The organism is Cupriavidus sp. MPR-AND1C, from assembly GCF_058809705.1.
Map to the genome: position 1 here is coordinate 1 of NZ_JBXASU010000074.1, position 15,988 is coordinate 15,988.

General features: G+C 66.0%; 14 protein-coding genes. 4 read left to right on the top strand and 10 right to left on the bottom strand.

Annotation, left to right across the window (positions count from 1 at the left end):
- Positions 1–15: 15 nt before the first annotated feature.
- The 5 genes from AC1RWI_RS28895 to AC1RWI_RS28915 all read right to left on the bottom strand — a co-directional run bounded on the left by AC1RWI_RS28895 (position 16) and on the right by AC1RWI_RS28915 (position 5,207).
- Positions 16–1,101: a porin gene (locus AC1RWI_RS28895; protein WP_043344653.1), complete on the bottom strand. Its 1,086-nt coding sequence runs from the start codon at positions 1,099–1,101 to the stop codon at positions 16–18.
- Positions 1,102–1,380: 279 nt separating this feature from the next.
- Positions 1,381–1,899, bottom strand: a complete 519-nt coding sequence (gene uraD / locus AC1RWI_RS28900; RefSeq protein ID WP_043344655.1) for a 2-oxo-4-hydroxy-4-carboxy-5-ureidoimidazoline decarboxylase — start codon at positions 1,897–1,899, stop codon at positions 1,381–1,383.
- An 8-nt stretch (positions 1,900–1,907) separates the two neighbouring features.
- Positions 1,908–2,858 carry an allantoinase PuuE gene (gene puuE / locus AC1RWI_RS28905; RefSeq protein WP_043351427.1) on the bottom strand — a complete coding sequence of 317 codons (951 nt, stop codon included), beginning with the start codon at positions 2,856–2,858 and terminating at the stop codon, positions 1,908–1,910.
- 48 nt (positions 2,859–2,906) lie between these two features.
- Positions 2,907–4,313 (bottom strand): nucleobase:cation symporter-2 family protein, encoded by a 1,407-nt coding sequence (locus AC1RWI_RS28910; RefSeq protein WP_492870035.1) that lies wholly within the window; start codon positions 4,311–4,313, stop codon positions 2,907–2,909.
- A gap of 150 nt (positions 4,314–4,463) precedes the next feature.
- Positions 4,464–5,207 (bottom strand): GntR family transcriptional regulator, encoded by a 744-nt coding sequence (locus AC1RWI_RS28915; RefSeq protein WP_043344659.1) that lies wholly within the window; start codon positions 5,205–5,207, stop codon positions 4,464–4,466.
- 313 nt (positions 5,208–5,520) lie between these two features.
- On the opposite strand from AC1RWI_RS28915, the gene uraH reads away from it, so the two are divergent.
- Positions 5,521–5,874 (top strand): hydroxyisourate hydrolase, encoded by a 354-nt coding sequence (gene uraH, locus AC1RWI_RS28920; protein WP_043344662.1) that lies wholly within the window; start codon positions 5,521–5,523, stop codon positions 5,872–5,874.
- A 31-nt stretch (positions 5,875–5,905) separates the two neighbouring features.
- The gene (locus AC1RWI_RS28925) at positions 5,906–7,111 is read left to right on the top strand and encodes a urate hydroxylase PuuD (protein ID WP_043344664.1); all 1,206 of its coding nucleotides are present in this window, start codon (positions 5,906–5,908) and stop codon (positions 7,109–7,111) included.
- A gap of 239 nt (positions 7,112–7,350) precedes the next feature.
- On the opposite strand, the gene AC1RWI_RS28930 is transcribed toward AC1RWI_RS28925, so the two are convergent.
- Entirely contained in the window at positions 7,351–7,968 is a 618-nt protein-coding gene (locus AC1RWI_RS28930) for a c-type cytochrome (protein ID WP_043344665.1), read from the bottom strand.
- 58 nt (positions 7,969–8,026) lie between these two features.
- Positions 8,027–9,775 (bottom strand): pyrroloquinoline quinone-dependent dehydrogenase, encoded by a 1,749-nt coding sequence (locus AC1RWI_RS28935; RefSeq protein ID WP_043344667.1) that lies wholly within the window; start codon positions 9,773–9,775, stop codon positions 8,027–8,029.
- Positions 9,776–10,049: 274 nt separating this feature from the next.
- Between AC1RWI_RS28935 and AC1RWI_RS28940 the strand changes: the two genes are divergently transcribed.
- Complete coding sequence (locus tag AC1RWI_RS28940; RefSeq protein WP_492870036.1) at positions 10,050–10,718, top strand: ankyrin repeat domain-containing protein; 669 nt, start codon at positions 10,050–10,052, stop codon at positions 10,716–10,718.
- 134 nt (positions 10,719–10,852) lie between these two features.
- Here AC1RWI_RS28940 and AC1RWI_RS28945 read toward each other — a convergent pair whose 3' ends face one another.
- On the bottom strand, positions 10,853–11,905 hold the full coding sequence (locus tag AC1RWI_RS28945) for a beta-propeller fold lactonase family protein (RefSeq protein WP_492870037.1): 1,053 nt from the start codon (positions 11,903–11,905) through the stop codon (positions 10,853–10,855).
- Between the two features lie 127 nt (positions 11,906–12,032).
- On the bottom strand, positions 12,033–14,387 hold the full coding sequence (locus tag AC1RWI_RS28950; RefSeq protein WP_492870038.1) for a TonB-dependent receptor: 2,355 nt from the start codon (positions 14,385–14,387) through the stop codon (positions 12,033–12,035).
- A gap of 243 nt (positions 14,388–14,630) precedes the next feature.
- On the opposite strand from AC1RWI_RS28950, the gene AC1RWI_RS28955 reads away from it, so the two are divergent.
- Complete coding sequence (locus tag AC1RWI_RS28955) at positions 14,631–15,404, top strand: NADPH-dependent F420 reductase (RefSeq protein ID WP_492870045.1); 774 nt, start codon at positions 14,631–14,633, stop codon at positions 15,402–15,404.
- Between the two features lie 95 nt (positions 15,405–15,499).
- On the opposite strand, the gene AC1RWI_RS28960 is transcribed toward AC1RWI_RS28955, so the two are convergent.
- Positions 15,500–15,928 carry a YXWGXW repeat-containing protein gene (locus AC1RWI_RS28960; RefSeq protein WP_043344672.1) on the bottom strand — a complete coding sequence of 143 codons (429 nt, stop codon included), beginning with the start codon at positions 15,926–15,928 and terminating at the stop codon, positions 15,500–15,502.
- Positions 15,929–15,988: the final 60 nt, after the last annotated feature.

Genomic DNA, 15,988 nt, shown 5'->3' on the forward strand with positions numbered 1-15,988 from the left:
GACAAGGGGAAAGCGTCAGAACTTGTGGCGCAGGCCCACACCGAAGGTGTCGCCGTGCGACAGGTCGGTGATCTTGTCGTAGAAGTAAGCGGCGTAGACGTCGGTGCGCTTGGACAGGTTGTAGTCGTAAGCGACCGCCACCGTGTTGCGCTTGAAGTCCGCGACCGAGTTCTTGGTCTTGTCGTAGGCGTAGGACGCCAGGATATTGCCATTGCCGACCGGCACCGAAACGCCGACCTGGCCGTTGGTGTGCTTGATGTCGCCGTTGACGTTGTTGTTGATGTCCGACTTGATGTACTGGCCTTGCGCGAACAGCTTGACGATCTTGAAGTCGTAGCTCACGCCGCCCTGCACCGCATTTTGCTTGCTGAATCCGACCAGCAGCGGGCTGGTCGATGCGGTCACGTCACCCGGCGTGCTGTCGAACTTGACCTGCTGGAAGGCCAGCGTGGCAGCGAACGGGCCGTTGAAGTACGTCAGGTTGCCGCCCCACTTGTTCTGGCCGGTGGCGCCAGCTTTCTCGCCGAACGAGTAGATCACGTTGGCGGTCAGGCCGCCGAAGTTCGGCGTGGAGTACAGCAGCGAGTTGTTCCAGCCCGAATCGCCGATGATGCCCGGGTCGTTCACGCGGGCCGTGGAGGCGCCGAAATAGGTGTGGAACACCATCGGCGAGAACACGTAGGAGTCGATCAGCGGGTTGAACAGGATGGTCGACACGAAGTAGGGCGTGGTGTTGCGGCCCAGCTTGATGGTGCCCAGCTTGTCGTTCTGCAGGCCCACGAATGCATTGCGGCTGAACATCGAGTCGCCGTTGAAGCGGCCCGAGGAGCCACTGTCGGTGCGGAAGAAGCCGTTCAGGTCGAAGATGGCCTTGGTGCCGCCGCCGAGGTCTTCGGTGCCCTTGATGCCCCAGTACGAGGTCTGCATGCCGCCCGAATTGGCGACATAGGCGCGGTTGGCCGCGCCGACGTTCTTGACGCCGCCGACGAACATGTCGGCCTGGCCGTACAGCGTGACGCTGGATTGCGCCATGGCCGCGCCGCTGAAAAGGGCTGCTGCCATCGCTGCCAGCTTGAGGGCCGGCTTGATCTGCTTATGCATTGTGGGTTTCTCCGTGGTTGATCCGTTGCGTTCTTTGTGTACTGGGTCCCTGACGGGTTCTATTAGCTTTCGCTGCTCCACGAGCTTGATGGGCTTGATGAGCTTTATTGGTTCTGGTGCCTTTTTTGGTGCCTTTTTTGGTGCCAGGCGGAGGCCGGGCCTGGGCTCGGTCCGGCCGCTGCCCGTTACAGCAGCATGGGTAAGTCAGCGGTAAATCAGTGGTAAATCAGTGGAATGACAGGGGTAACGCAGGGCTAACGAACCAGCTGCTTTTTTGGCTCAGCCGGATACTAAGTCGTTCAGCCGGAATTGCGCAATGCGGTGGATCTGGTTGATGCAAGTTTGCAACTCTGCGGCCGGTTCGTTGCTCACGCGCCTTGCGAACTCGCCGATGATGCCGGCGCGGTCGTAGCCGCGCACCGCCAGGATGAAGGGGAAGCCGAATTTCTCGTTGTACTGGCGGTTGAGCGATTGCAGTTGCTCGAACTCCGCCGCGGAGCACTGGTCCAGGCCGGCGCCGCTTTGCTCGCGGGTGGATTCGGCGGTCAGCTCGCCGCGCACGGCGGCCTTGCCGGCCAGCTCCGGGTGGGCGCGCACCAGCTTGATCTGGGCAGCGTCGCCCGCGCCGTCCACGATGGCGCGCATGGCGTCGGCCAGCGCGGCCGCATGGGCAAAGGGGCGCTGCGTGGCGGCGGCTTGCGCCACCCACGCGGAGTGTTCATAGATGCCGCCGAGCGCCTGGATGAAGTCGGCGGCCGGCAGGGCGTTGAGTTGGTCGAGGGTGTAGGTCTGGCTCATGGTTCGGCTTATGCGTGGTTCTGTGCGGAGTAGGGATGGGTTTCGGCCCAGTGGCGCGCGATATCCACGCGCCGGCAGATCCAGACCTTGTCGTGTCCCTGCGCGTAGTCGAGAAAGCGCTGCAGCCCGCGCATGCGGCCCGGGCGGCCCAGCAGGCGGCAGTGCATGCCCACCGACAGCATCTTGGGGCGGTCCAGCCCCTGCGGATCGCCCTCGGCGTAGAGCACGTCGAAGGCGTCCTTGAGGTAGTGGAAGAACTGCTCGCCGGTGTTGAAGCCTTGCGGCGTGGCAAAGCGCATGTCGTTGGAGTCGAGCGTATAGGGCACCACCAGGTGGGGCTTCTTTTCGCCGCCGGTGACCTCCACCTCGGTCCAGAAGGGCAGGTCGTCGCCGTAGTAGTCCGAGTCATACAGCAGCCCGCCGTGCTCCACCACCAGGCGGCGCGTGTTGGGGCTGTCGCGGCCGGTGTACCACCCGAGTGGCAGCGAGCCGGTCAGTTCCTTGATGATCTGCATGCCGATGCGCATGTGCTCGCGCTCGGTGGCTTCATCCATGCCCTGGTAGTGGATCCAGCGCCAGCCGTGGCAGGCGATCTCATGGCCTAGCTCGACGAACGCGCGGGTCAGGTCCGGATGGCGCTGCAATGCCATTGACACGCCAAAGATCGTCAGCGGCAGCCCGCGCTGCTCGAACTCGCGCAGGATGCGCCAGACGCCGGCGCGCGAGCCGTACTCGTACACGCCCTCCATGCTCATGTGGCGGTCGGGGTAAGCCGCCGCGCCGATGATCTCGGAGAGGAACTGTTCGGAGCCGGCATCGCCGTGCAGCACGTTGTTTTCGCCGCCCTCTTCGTAGTTGAGGACGAACTGCAGCGCGATGCGCGCGCCGCCCGGCCAGCGGGCGTGCGGCGGCTGGCTGCCGTAGCCGATCAGATCGCGTGGATAGTTGTGGCTTGTCATCAGGGTCATGGTTCTTCAGGAAACGGTGCCGGCCGCCGCCGGCTGGACTTATTCCGTGCCGTGCGAGTTGGCCGCGGCGTTGCGCATGGCTTCTTCACGCGACTGGATGCCGTTGAAGAAGACGTTGAGCACGACTGCCACGATGGTGCCCAGCACGATGCCGCTGTGGGTGAACGGGTCGGTCCACTTGGGCAGGTACTGGAAGAAGGTCGGCGCCAGTGTCGGGATCATGCCGAAGCCGATCGAGATGGCGACGATGAACAGGTTGAAGCGGTTGCGGTTGAAATCGCACGAGCCCAGGATGCGGATGCCGGTGGCGGCCACCATGCCGAACATCACGATGCCCGCGCCGCCGAGCACGAACTGCGGCACCGAGGCCACGATGTGCGCCATCTTCGGGAACAGGCCCAGGCCGATCAGGATGATGCCGCCGGCCACCGCCACATAGCGCGAGCGCACGCCGGTCACCGTCACCAGGCCCACGTTCTGCGAGAACGAGGTGTAGGGAAAGGTGTTGAACACGCCGCCAATCACGGTGCCAAGGCCGTCCGCGCGCAGGCCGCGGGTCAGGTCTTCGTTGGACAGGCGCTTGCCGGTGATGTCGGCCAGCGCGAGGAACATGCCGGTGGATTCCACCAGCGTGATCAGCATCACCACGCACATCGACAGGATGGCCGGAAGGTCGAAGGTCGGGATGCCGAAGTGCAGCGGCGTGATCAGCGCGATCGCGCTGGCGTCGCTAAGGCCTTCGAAGGAAACCTTGCCCAGCGTCATCGCCACCAGGGTGCCGATCACGATGCCAAGCAGCACCGCGCAGTTGGAGATCAGGCCGCGGCCATACTTGCTCAGCAACAGGATCGCCACCAGCACCAGCGCCGCGATGCCCAGGTTGCCCAGGTCGCCATAGGCGAGGTTTGGCACATCCTTGACCACGCCGTCGATCACGGCACGGGTGGTGGGCTGGCCGCCGGCCGCCCAGTTGATGCCCACCCGCATCAGCGACACCCCGATCAGCGTGATCACCGTGCCGGTGACGACAGGCGGGAACAGCCCGAGCATGCGTCCCATCAGCGGCGCCACCAGGATGCCGAACACCCCTGCGGCAATCACCGCGCCGTAGATGCCCAGCAGGCCCACGTTGGGGTCGGAGCCGATGGCGATCATCGGCGCCACCGAGGCAAAGGTCACTCCCATCATGACCGGCATGCGGATGCCGAACTTCCAGAAGCCGAAAGCCTGGATCAGCGTGGCCAGGCCCGCCGCGAACAGGTCGGCATTGATCAGGAAGGCAAGCTGATCCTTGGGCAGCTTGAGCGCGCCGCCGATGATCAGCGGCACCGCGACGGTACCGGCATACATCACCAGCACGTGCTGCAGGCCGAGCGCAAGCAGCCGGCCCGAAGGCAGCCGCTCGTTGGTTTGGTCCGTTGTGACCGTGGTGCTAGCGCTAGTCATGGATGTGTCTCCTCTCCTTTGGATTTGATGGGAACGCTGCCGGGCGGGGTGGCTCTCGGTATGTGACTCCGGCTTCGCGCATCGTCGGGGACGCGTTTCTCATGAGCAGGAATCGGGCCTTGGCCGCAGGTTGGCAGCGGGAACAACCTGCTAGGTGGAGTGACCCAGCACGCTGCGAAGATCGAAATTGCCCGGTTCATCGGGCTGCACGCGATCGGCGCAAGCGCCGAGATGGTGCGCCATGCGGCTCTGGGCCAGGGCCGCATCGCCCTGTTCCAGTGCGTCGAGGATCTCTTCGTGTTCGTCGAAGGAGCAGGCGTTATTGCCCGGCGCCTCGACGCTGGCGATCATCAGCGTGGTGCGCGACACCAGCCGGCGCATCATGGTGACCAGCAGCGCGTTGCCCGAAATCTCGGCCAGCGCGGTATGGAACTCGGCCGACAGGCGGATCCACTTGGGCCGCTCGTTGGTGAGGAAGGCCTGGCGCTCGGCCTCCACCATCTTGCGCAGCGGCGCGATCACGCGCTTGACGTCGCGCATGCCGGCGAGCTTCTCCAGCACCGCGCGCTCCAGCATCTGGCGCAGCTCGAACATGTCGTGCGCCTCGTCGGTGGAGGGGCTGGCGATGAAGGCGCCGCGGTTGGGTTCCAGGTCCACCATGCCGTCGGCGGCCAGGTGCGCCAGCACCTTGCGCACCGTGTGGCGCGCGGTGGCATAGATTTCGCACAGCGAGTGCTCGGTCAGCTTGGTGCGAGGGGGCAGACGATGTTCCATGATCGCGTCATAGATCTCGTGATACATGCGCTCCTCGACGGAACCCTTGCGGGCGGGCTTGATTTCGGTCGGGGCGGCGGTGTCATCGGCACCGGCGATCAGCTTGAGACTCTTGGACATCTTGGCACCAGCGTATCGGTGAGGAGGGGAGCGGCGCGCCGTGTGAGCGGGGTGAAGCAGAGTGGCGCGCCCCAAAAATTGTTGACAATTATTTGGTTGGCACGGCAATATTGTCAACAAAACCGAGCTAGGTTTTCGACAAGTCAGGGTAATTCCTGAGTTGCCATCCGGAGTGGTGCGAAGCATTGTCGCCATGCACCAGTCCAGCGCCGGGATGCGTTAGAAATACGTACCGAGCGGGCACCATTCCCACAAATGGTGCTAGTGAAGGCAGCGGCGCCTCTCACAACCCAAAGCCCTAAGGAATAACAGGATGGGACGCTTGACCACACATGTACTCGACACCGCAGCCGGCACGCCCGGCGCCGGCATGTCGATTACCCTGCATAAAATTGTCGACAATCGCAAGGAGACGCTGAAGACAGTCGTCACCAACCACGATGGCCGTTGCGACCAGCCCCTGCTGGATGGCGACACCATGGCGGTCGGGGTGTACGAACTCGAATTCGGCGCCGGCGATTATTTCCGCACCCAGGGCACCAAGCTGCCCGAGCCGGCTTTCCTCGACGTGGTGACGCTGCGTTTCGGCATTGCCGACACCAGCGCGCATTACCACGTGCCGCTGCTGGTCTCCCCCTGGTCGTACTCGACCTACCGTGGCAGCTAAGCGCGGCAACGGGCGATAAAGGAGACAAGACATGGAAGGCTATATCCTCGACTGGGCCAATCTGCTGCTGCGCTGGGTGCACGTCATCACGGCGATCGCGTGGATCGGCTCCTCGTTCTATTTCGTCTGGCTGGACAACAGCCTGACCCGTCCCGACGACCCCGACCTGCAGGAGAAGGGCGTGGGCGGCGAACTGTGGGCGGTGCACGGCGGCGGGTTCTACAACCCGCAGAAATACCTGAGCGCGCCCAAGACGCTGCCGGAGAACCTGCACTGGTTTTACTGGGAGTCCTATTCCACCTGGATGACCGGCTTTGGCCTGCTGGTGGTGCTGTACCTGTTCAACGCCAGCACGTTCCTGATCGACAAGAACGTGATGGACATGTCGCCGGGCGCGGCGATCGGGTTTGCGCTGTCGTATCTTGGCGTGGGCTGGCTGGTGTACGACTGCATCTGCCGCGTGTTCGGCAAGAGCGACCGCACCGTCGGCATCCTGGTGGCGATCTACGTGGCGCTGGCCGCGTTCGTGGCCTGCCACGTGTTCTCGGGCCGCGCGGCATTCCTGCTGACCGGCGCGATGATCGCGACCATCATGAGCGCCAACGTGCTGGTGTGGATCATCCCGGGGCAGCGCAAGGTGGTTGCCGCGCTGCGCGCGGGCGATCCGGTGGATCCGGTGCATGGCAAGAACGCCAAGCAGCGCAGCGTGCACAACACGTACTTCACGCTGCCGGTGTTGTTCGCCATGCTGTCGAACCACTACAGCATGACCTACAGCTACAAGTACAACTGGGCCGTGCTGGTGCTGATCATGCTGGCCGGCGTGCTGATTCGCCAGTTCTTCATCCTCAAGCACAAGGGCAGGATCAACGTCGCGTGGCCGGCTGCCGGCGTGGCCGTGCTGGCGGTTGTCGCGGTGATGATCGCGCCGGTGCCGCGTGAGGTGGTCGCCAGCAAGGACGGTGCGGCTGCCGCGCAGGTGAGCTTTATCCAGGTACAGGAAGTCATCAATTCGCGCTGCATCCAATGCCATGCCGCGGCGCCAAAGTTGATGCCGAGCGCCGCCAAGGGTATCAAGCTCGATACCGCTGACGAGATCAAGGCGCATGCGCAGATGATCTACCAGCAGGCGGTGCAGCAAAAGGCCATGCCGCTTGGCAACGTCACGCAGATCACGGATGACGAGCGCGCGCTGCTGGGCCAGTGGTTCGAGGCAGGCGCCAAGACCACCAACTGATTTGATGGAGATCAACGGGCCCGGCCGAGAGGCGGGCCTGTTACCGAGCATCGGTGATCGGCGGTCCGGTGGCTATGTCGTTGATGGCCGGAGGTCCGGACCGACGAGGGTTTGAGCGGGGCGCAAGCCCCGTTTTTTTTTGAGAGCGGTAACTTGAGGGGGCGCCGTTTCCTTGAGCGGCGATGGCTTTTGGGTCCAGACAGGGTGATGTCGCATGCCCCTCCGGAACCCCCAAAACCCTACTGCAAATCAGCAATATAACTAGCAAGATTCCGAATATCCGCATCCGACAGCCCGCGAGCTACGCTAGTCATGCTCCCCGCATCATTAGTCCGCTTGCGCGAACGGAAGTCTTCGAGTTGCTTGACGATATACGCATACTGCTGCCCCGCCACGCGGGGAATTTCATTCTGCCCCTTGAATCCGCCGAGATGGCACATGGTGCAGAGCACTTCCTCGGCCTTCTTCCTGCCGGCTTGCACTTTCTGCCCGTCGGCCTTGAACTGGGACGCAATGGGTTTCTGCGCGGCAAAATATTCGCCCAGGTCGAGCATGTCCTCGCGCGACAGTGGCGTGGCCATCGGCGTGATCATCGGATGACTGCGACGGCCTTCCTTGAAATCCTTCAGTTCCAGGTAGATGTAGCGTCCGCTCTGGCCGGCCAGCACCGGATAGAGCGGATTGCTGGCGTTGCCCATCGGGCCATGGCAGGCGACGCACGATTCGGCCTTGCGCTTGCCGGCGTCGGGATCGGCGTGCGCGCTGCCGACGACGGCTGCCAGCAGCAGGCCCGCCAGAAGCACCGGCCCCGGCAGCGCTAACCGCCGGGGCCGGGCCAGATAGGACCGGATACGCATCCCTGATCCCTGATCCCTAATCCGCGATCCCTAATCCGCGATCCCTGATCCCTGATCCCTATTGCACCGCGAACACCAACACGCTGTTGCCGCGCTTGAAGTCCAGTTGCGTGTTGCCGCCGGCCGCCACCGCGATGTACTGCTTGCCGCCGACCATGTAGGACACCGCCGGCGCATTCACGCCCGCGCCGCACTGGTACTCCCACAGCTTCTTGCCGGTGGCGGCGTCGAAGGCGCGGAACAGGCCGTTGCCTTCACCATTGAAGACCAGCCCGCCGGCTGTCGCGAGCACGCCGCCGATCAGCGGCTGGTCGGTCTTGTAGTCCCACACCACCTTGCCGGTATCGATGTTTACCGCAGAGAGCTTGCCCCACTGCGCCTCTGCCGGGATGGTCTTGAAGGCGCCGCCAAGCCAGAGCTTGCCGCCCGGGTAGGGCGAGGCTTCCACCTGGTACGTCATGGGCTGGTGCAGGTTGGCGGCATAGGCCATCCGCGTCTTCGGGTTGAAGGCCATCGGCGACCATTCCACGCCGCCGTTGGCGCCTGGCAGCATGCGCGCGCCATTGGCCGTGGGCAGGGTCCACATGTCTTCCTGTGGGATCATGGCTTGCGAGAAGCGGATAAGCCGGCCGTCGCGGCGGTCATGCACATAGACGTGGCCGGTCTTGCCGCCGTGGATCACGCCGGGAATCATCTGGCCGTTCTTGTCGCGCACGTCGACCAGGATCGGCGGGCTCACGGCGTCCAGGTCCCATACGTCATGGGCGATGTACTGCGAGTGCCATTTGTAGGCGCCGGTATCCAGGTCCACCGCGACCATCGAATCCGTATAGAGGTTGTCTCCGGGGCGGATGGCGCCATACAGGTCGGGCGAGGGATTGCCCACCACGAAGATCGCCATCCTGTTCTTGCGGTCGATCGCCGGCGGCATCCACACGCCGCCGCCAAGCGCCTTGTAGAAATCGCCGCCCTTGTCCGCGAGCTGTTTCTTCTCAGCCGCGATATCGCGCTTCATGTCGCGGCCGGTGGCGTCCCTGGTGGCCCACACGCCTTCATGGCCCTTTTCGGGGATGGTGTAGAAGGTCCACAGCAGCTTGCCGTCGGTGGCGCTGTACGCCTTGAGGAAGCCACGGATGCCGTATTCGCCGCCATTGGTGCCGATCAGGATCTTGTCGTCCACCACCACCGGCGCCATGGTTTCCGAGTAGCCCAGCTCGGGATCGGCGATCTGCGTTTCCCACAGCAGCTTGCCGGTCCTGGCGTCCAGCGCGACCAGCCTGGCGTCGAGCGTGCCCATGAAGACGCGGTCGCCGGAGACGGCCACGCCGCGGTTGTTCGGGCCGCAGCAAAAGGTCGTGATCGGCCCCATCTTGTGCTTGTAGTGCCAGAACTCCTTGCCGGTCACGGCATCGATCGCATAGACGTGGTTATAGGACGTGGTCAGGAACATGACGCCGTTGACCACGATCGGCGCGGTCTCCATGGACTCGAGCACGGCGGTCTGGAACAGGAACGCGGGTTTCAGCTTTGCCACGTTCCTGGTGTTGATCTGGCTGCCCGGGTAGTAGCGCGTCTGCACGTAGGAGCCATTGGAATGCACCCAATCGCGAGCGTCGTTGCCGGCCGCGTCGAGCTGTGCCTGCGTCACCGGCGGGAGGGGCCGGGTCATGGCCGCGCCCGGGGTGGTCGCGCCGCCCTGGATTTCGTCCGCGCCGAAGGCTGCGGGAATGAGCGCGGCGGCCGCGGCGGCCAGTGCAAGCAACAGCAAGGGGAGGGGCACCCGGGCGTGGCTGCGGGATGAGAGCATGGGAAGCTCCTTGCTTGAATCTATTCGTGCCCCGGCTTTCCCAGGGCGAAAGGGTGTGCTTGTCGCACACTGTGGCGGCCCGGGTCACAAGCAGTATAGGCAAGAGTGCCGGCAAAACAACCTGCATCGCGGCGCGTGTCAAATCGGTGTTCGCCGCGCCGCAGCATGCCCGCCGACGCTCCTTGAAATTGCGCGTCTTACCCTCCAGACTTAGCCAGCGAAGTTGTCGCGGTGAGACAGGTAACGTAGTCAACGGCAGTGGCGGGGGACGGACATGAACGGACGCACTGGATGGCGCGCGGGGCTTGCCGCCGCGTTGCTATGTGGCATGGGAGTGCTGTGCCTGCAGGCCAGGGCCGACGGCGACATCAGCCTCAATGCCCGCCTGCTTGCGGCCGCGCGGGCCGGCGACGCGGTGGCGGTGAGCGCATCGCTGCAGCAGGGCGCGGCGGTGAATGCGCGCAACCGCATCGGCGATACGGCGCTGCTCACCGCAGCCAAGCGTGGGCTGACCGAGATGGCGCGCACGCTGGTCGAGCATGGCGCCGACGTCAGCCAGGCCAACGTGCAGGGCGTGACGCCGCTGATGGCCGCGGCCTTCGGCGGCTTTGACGAGATTGTGGCGATGCTGCTGGCGCGCCATGCGGAACTCGCCGCCACGGATCGCGTCGGCAAGACCGCCATGATCTACGCGGCCGGCGAGGGCCATGCTGGCGTGGTTCGGCAACTGCTGGACGCCGGCGTGGACGTCAACACCCTCTACGCCAACGGGCTCACCGCGCTGATGTGGGCCGCGGGCTACGACAAGGTCGATACGGTGCGCCTGCTGCTGTCCAGAGGCGCCCGCCCGGAGCTGCGCGACAACCGCGGGCTGACCGCGCGGGAGATCGCCGATCAGGCCGGCGCGAAGACGGTGGCCGGCTTGCTGAGTACGCAGCATTAAAGACCGCGGATTGCGGCGTCTGCCTCTCTGCCCCGCCTGCAAGGCCAACGTCCCATATACGCAGTCGCACCCAGTCGCACCCAGTCGCACGGAATCCTGAAGACCCGGCTGCACGCCGGTGCGCGTCAGTGGATTCAAGGCGCATCGAGCGTCCCCGGGCTCTTCGGGTAGGTGACAACGCCCCAGCTCAGCGCCACGCCGGCCACTTCGCGCAGCGGCTGGTAGGTCCGCGCGTCCACCACGTAGACGGCGTTCGAGCGGCCGCAGGCGATCAGCAGCCGCGCGTCGTCGGGGGTGAAGCTGAAGTGCCAGCAACGTTTGCCGGTGGCGATGTTGGCGATGTTCTCATCGCTGTCGGCATCGAATACCTGGATGGTGTCCGCCCGCGACGCGGCCACGAACAGGCGTTTGCCGGCGCGGTCGAAGGCGGCCCCGTAGGGCCCGCTGCGCGTCGGCACCGTGCGCAGGATGTGGTAGTCGGCCGCATCGAGCACCAGGAACGCATTGGCCGACTCCAGCGTGACGATATAGCGTTGTCCGTCGGGACTCGCCTTGATGCCGCGCGGGCGCGATCCGGGCGGCGTCTTGATCAGGTTGAGGCGGCGGCCGCTGGCGCGCTCGTAGACCGACACCGTATCGTCGCCCTCGTTGGTGACCAGCAGCAGGCGAGCGTCCGGCGAGAATTCGATGCCTTCGGTCTCCAGGCCGCTGGGGATCGCGCGCGTGACGCGCCAGTCCTTGAGGTCGATCACGGCGATCTGCGCCGGGACCGGCGCGTGGTCGCCAGTCTTGCCTGGCTCGCCGGGCTCATAGGTGACGAAAGCCTGCCCGCCGGACACGCGCACGAATTCCGGGTTCTTGCCGATCGGGATGCGCTTGGCCAGTTGGCCATCGCGTGTGTCGATGACGGTAAGGTCGCCGGTTCCCTTGTTGGCGGCCAGCAGGTATCGTCCATCCGCAGTGATGGCGATGCCGCGCGGGCCCTTGCCGCCGGTGTCGAAGGTGCTAGTGATGTCGAGCCGATCGAGGTCGATCACCGCGATGCCGCCACTCTCGCTAGACACATAGGCCTTGGGCGCCAGAGCGCCTCGCGGCGCCGGGCCTGGCGCGCAAGCGGCGCAGGCCAGCGCGGCGAATAGCGCCAGCATGATCCGGCCAGATTGGCCATTGCCCTGTCTCGTCGCCATGCACGCCTCCCGCTTGCGTTGCTTGTCGTTGTCCCCGGCCCGATCCCCTCCGGCTGCCTTTCATTCTTGGTGACGGCGCGGCAACTGCCAAGGATTTCCCGCATGCCTGGCGCCACTACTGGCGCCACTAGCGCCCGCCCCATTCATAGCGCACGCCCACCAGGAAGAGCCGCGGCGCGCCCGGCGCGACGAAGCGCTCGATCGGCACCGCCGCGCCGGGCTGCAGCAGGGTGCCGCCGGGAAACACGTTGAGGCCCGCCTGCCCATAGGTTTCATAACGGCGGTCGAACACATTGTCGACGCGCGCGTAGAGTTGCCAGCGCGCATCGACCTGCCAGCTCGCCCGCAGGTTGAACAGCACGAAGCCGGCGGTGCGCGCCAGGCGCGGATCCTGCGCGCTCAGCGCGCCGTCCTCATTGCCGGCCACCGCGCGCGACGACGATACGATCATGGTGCCGCCGAGCGTGACCGACCCGGTTGCGCGCCAGTCACCGCTGAGCTTGAAGCTGTGCAGCGGCACGCCCGCCATGCGCGTGCCGGGGCGCACGTTGACGGGCGCCGCGAAGGGCGTCTGGATCTGGCCGTCCGCCTGGTAGGTGGATTGCAGGTAGCTGTAGCTGGCGCGCAGCATCACCGGGCCCAGCCGCTGGCGCAGCCCGAGCTCCAGCCCCTGGCTGCGGGTCTTGGGGAAGTTGGTGAAGTAGCCGAGCGGGCTGACCGGCGAGCGCTGAAACAGGATGTCGTCGCGGTTGTCGCTGCGGTACAGCGCGAGCGTGAGCTCGGTGGCATCCGCGGCCTTCCAGCGCCCGCCGAACTCCACCGTGCGCGATACCACCTGGCGCAGGTACGGATCCGCCTGCAGGCCGGTGGGCAACTGGCAGGCATTGGCCGGATCCGCGCAACCCAGCTCGATGGCGGTCGGCATGCGCGTGCCCTGCGAGGCCGAGGCAAAGACCGTGAGGCCGCTGCGCAACCGGTGCGAGAGCCCAAGCGAAGGATTGAGCTTCGAGAACGTGAAGCGTTCGTCGGATGCATTCGGCAAGGTCAGCACCGTGTGCGTGCTCGAGGTGTTCCAGCGCGCGCTCGCGGTGAGGTAGCTGTGCGGCAGCAGCTTGACGGTATCGGAGGCATACAGGCTGACGGTGCTGGTGCGTCCATCGAGCGAGGCGTTGGTGCCGGGCGTGGCGCCGGGGTCCGCCACCGCCACCCGATCGTCGCTGAAGCTGGCGGGCTGCGTGTCCTGGCGATACGATGCGCGGCTCAGCGCAAAGGCGGCGCCCAGTACCGCGTTGTGAACGTCGCCCGCATGGGACCACTGCCCGGACAGCCCGTAGTCATGCGTGTTGACGCTCGCGGTGTTGAGCACCGCGCTGGACGGCGCGGCGCCTGGCGCGCAACCCGCGTTGCCGGCATTGCCCTGGCAGCCAAGCAAGGTGTCGAGGTAGTCGTCGCTGACATCGCCGGTACTGGCCTTTGCGTGCCCCAGGCGAGCATAAGCCGTCAGCGCGAGCTGGTCCTCGGCGTTGAGCTGGTGCGTGCCGTTGAGCGTGACCTGCAGCGAGCGCGTGCGGGTGAGGTCGGGCGCGGTGTAGATGGCATTGCGCTGGCTGCCGTCAATGCTGTCGGGCAGCAGGCCATTGCCGGACAGGCTGCTGCCGCTGCCCAGCACGCTCACGCTCCATTGCGTATCGGTGGTCGAGCGGCCGACCTTGGCGAACAGGTTGCCCAGGCTGCTGCCGGACAGCTGGCGCCAGCCGTCCTCGCGAAAGCCCGTGCCCGCCACGAAGGCGTGCCAGCCATCGCCAAGCACGTTGCCCGCGCTCACGTCGAGCCGCGCGCGGCCGTGGCCGCCCAGGCTCAGGTCGGCCTCCACGCCGGGATGCGTCTCGCCGGACTTGGTGGTCAGCGCCAGCGCGCCGCCAAGTGCGTTGAGACCGTAGAGCGGGTTGCTGCCGGGCACCAGCGTGATGGTGCTGATGGCGGCCTCGGGGATCGCCGTCCAGTCGACCACGTCGCCCAGCGCGCCATTCTGCCGTACGCCGTCCAGGTAGAGTGCGATGCCCTGCGCCGCGCCCAGGGTGGAGGACAGGCGGTAGCCGCGATAGAGAATGTCCTTCTGGAACGGGTTGCCCTGTACGTCGTTGATCACCACGCTGTCCATGGTCTCGCCGAGGAACGATGACAGGTTGCCAGCCTTGGCGCGCTCCATGTCGGCGTCCGTCGCGGTTTGCACATTGCCGGGAAACGCCTCGCGTGGGATGGAGAACGACGGCAGCGGCGCGGGCGCGACCACGGTGACCTCGCGCAGGTTGTGGACCTCGTCGCCAGGCGCGGCCTGCGGCGTCTGGGCGGCCACGCCGGCCGGCGCGCCCGCCGCCAGCGCCGCCAGGGCCAGCCGCGCCAGCCGCGCGCATGCGGCTGCCGTACGCCGCGGCGCGGGCACGAGCCTTGAGCGGCGCGGACAGGGGAGGGCGGGGGCCATTACCGTCTCCGTGGGGACAAGGACGGAAGCGCGGGGCGATCGCGGGTGATGCAAGTGCTACTTACTGTAGTGCACAAGGTGGCAAGCGCCAAATCGATCACGCGGCGGCAGCCAGGCGGCGGCGCGCCCTGTATTTTTCGCCTAGAGTTTGAAGGCGTGCCAAGCACACCGCACCCGATCGCTGTGCTGCAGCACCATGATCTTCATCGGATCGAGGAGTCCGCCTTGCCGTTTCCCGAGCGCATCGAAACCATCGGCCGGCACCGCCGCCTGCTCACCGGCAGCGCGAGCCTGGCCTTGCTGGCGATGTGGCTGGGGCTCTCGCCCTCGCGCTTGCGCGCGCAGGCAAGCCGGGAAGGCGCCCCCGTGCCCATCGGCGTGATCGGCTCGGGCCGCATCGGCGGCACGTTGGGCGGGCTGTGGGTGAAGGCGGGCCATCCCGTCCTGTTCTCCTCGCGCCACCCGGATGAACTCAAGCCGCTGATCGAAAAACTTGGCCCGCTTGCCCGCGCGGGCACGGTGGCCGAGGCGCTGGCGTTTTCCAATGTGATTTTTCTCGCCGTCCCTTACAAGGCGTTGCCTGAGATATCGGCGGAGTACGGCAAGGCCTTTGCCGGCAAAGTGGTGGTGGATGCGACCAACGCCTTGCGCGCGCGCGATGGCGCCGTCGCCGAAGAGGCGATGCGCAAGGGCATCGGCATCACCACCGCAAAGTACCTGCGCGGCGCGCGTATCGTGCGCGCCTTCAATTTCATGGGCGCCACCAACTTTGCCAATCAGAACCACCGGGCCGAGGGCCTGATCGCGGTGCCGATCGCCGCCGACGATCCGAAGGCCCTGCGCATCGGCGAGCAACTGGTGCGCGATGCCGGCTTCGAGCCGGTCGTGGTCGGCCGGCTCGCCACGGCCGACAGCTTCGCCCCGGGCGGACCGCTGTTCCATCAGATCGGCTCAGCCGACGCCATGCGCGCGCGCATGGCGGAGCAGGCTGGGAAGATGGTGCAGAAGCCTGAGTGAAGCGAAGCGGTTCTGGCAAGGCGCGCGGCCGCAGACAGGACAAGTGGATCGGCCAAGGCCGCGCAGCGACGCCAGAATTTTCTGGAAATGGCCTGTTAGCCGCGCCAGGCGCCCTTCATCCAGACCCAGCCGCCGCCCTCGAAGCGCCAGACCCAGTGTCCGGGCACCCAGTAGGCGTGTGCGGCGGGGGTGACCGTGATCTGTTCCACGATCACGGGCGGCATCGCCGGCACCGGTTGCTGGACCCAGCGGCCGTGCACCCAGAACCAGTCGTTACCCTCCCATTTCCAGTGGCCCGGCACCCAGTTCCAGCCGTAGGCAGGCGCGGGGCCGCGGTCTTCGTGCACCGGCGGCGGCATGTTGCGGACCATCTGGTGGGGTGGCGCAGGCGCCGGTTGCCGTACTACCACGCGCTCGGTCACGCAGCCGGCGAGGCTGCCGAGCACCGCCAGTGAGGCGAGCGCCGGCAGGGCGGCGCGGAGCAGGCGGCGCCGTGCTGGCGCATGGGGTTTGCTGATTGCCATTTGTCTTTGTCCTGTTGGCGCTGATTTGCGCTCGGGCGTTGTCCAAGGGGCGGCCCCGGG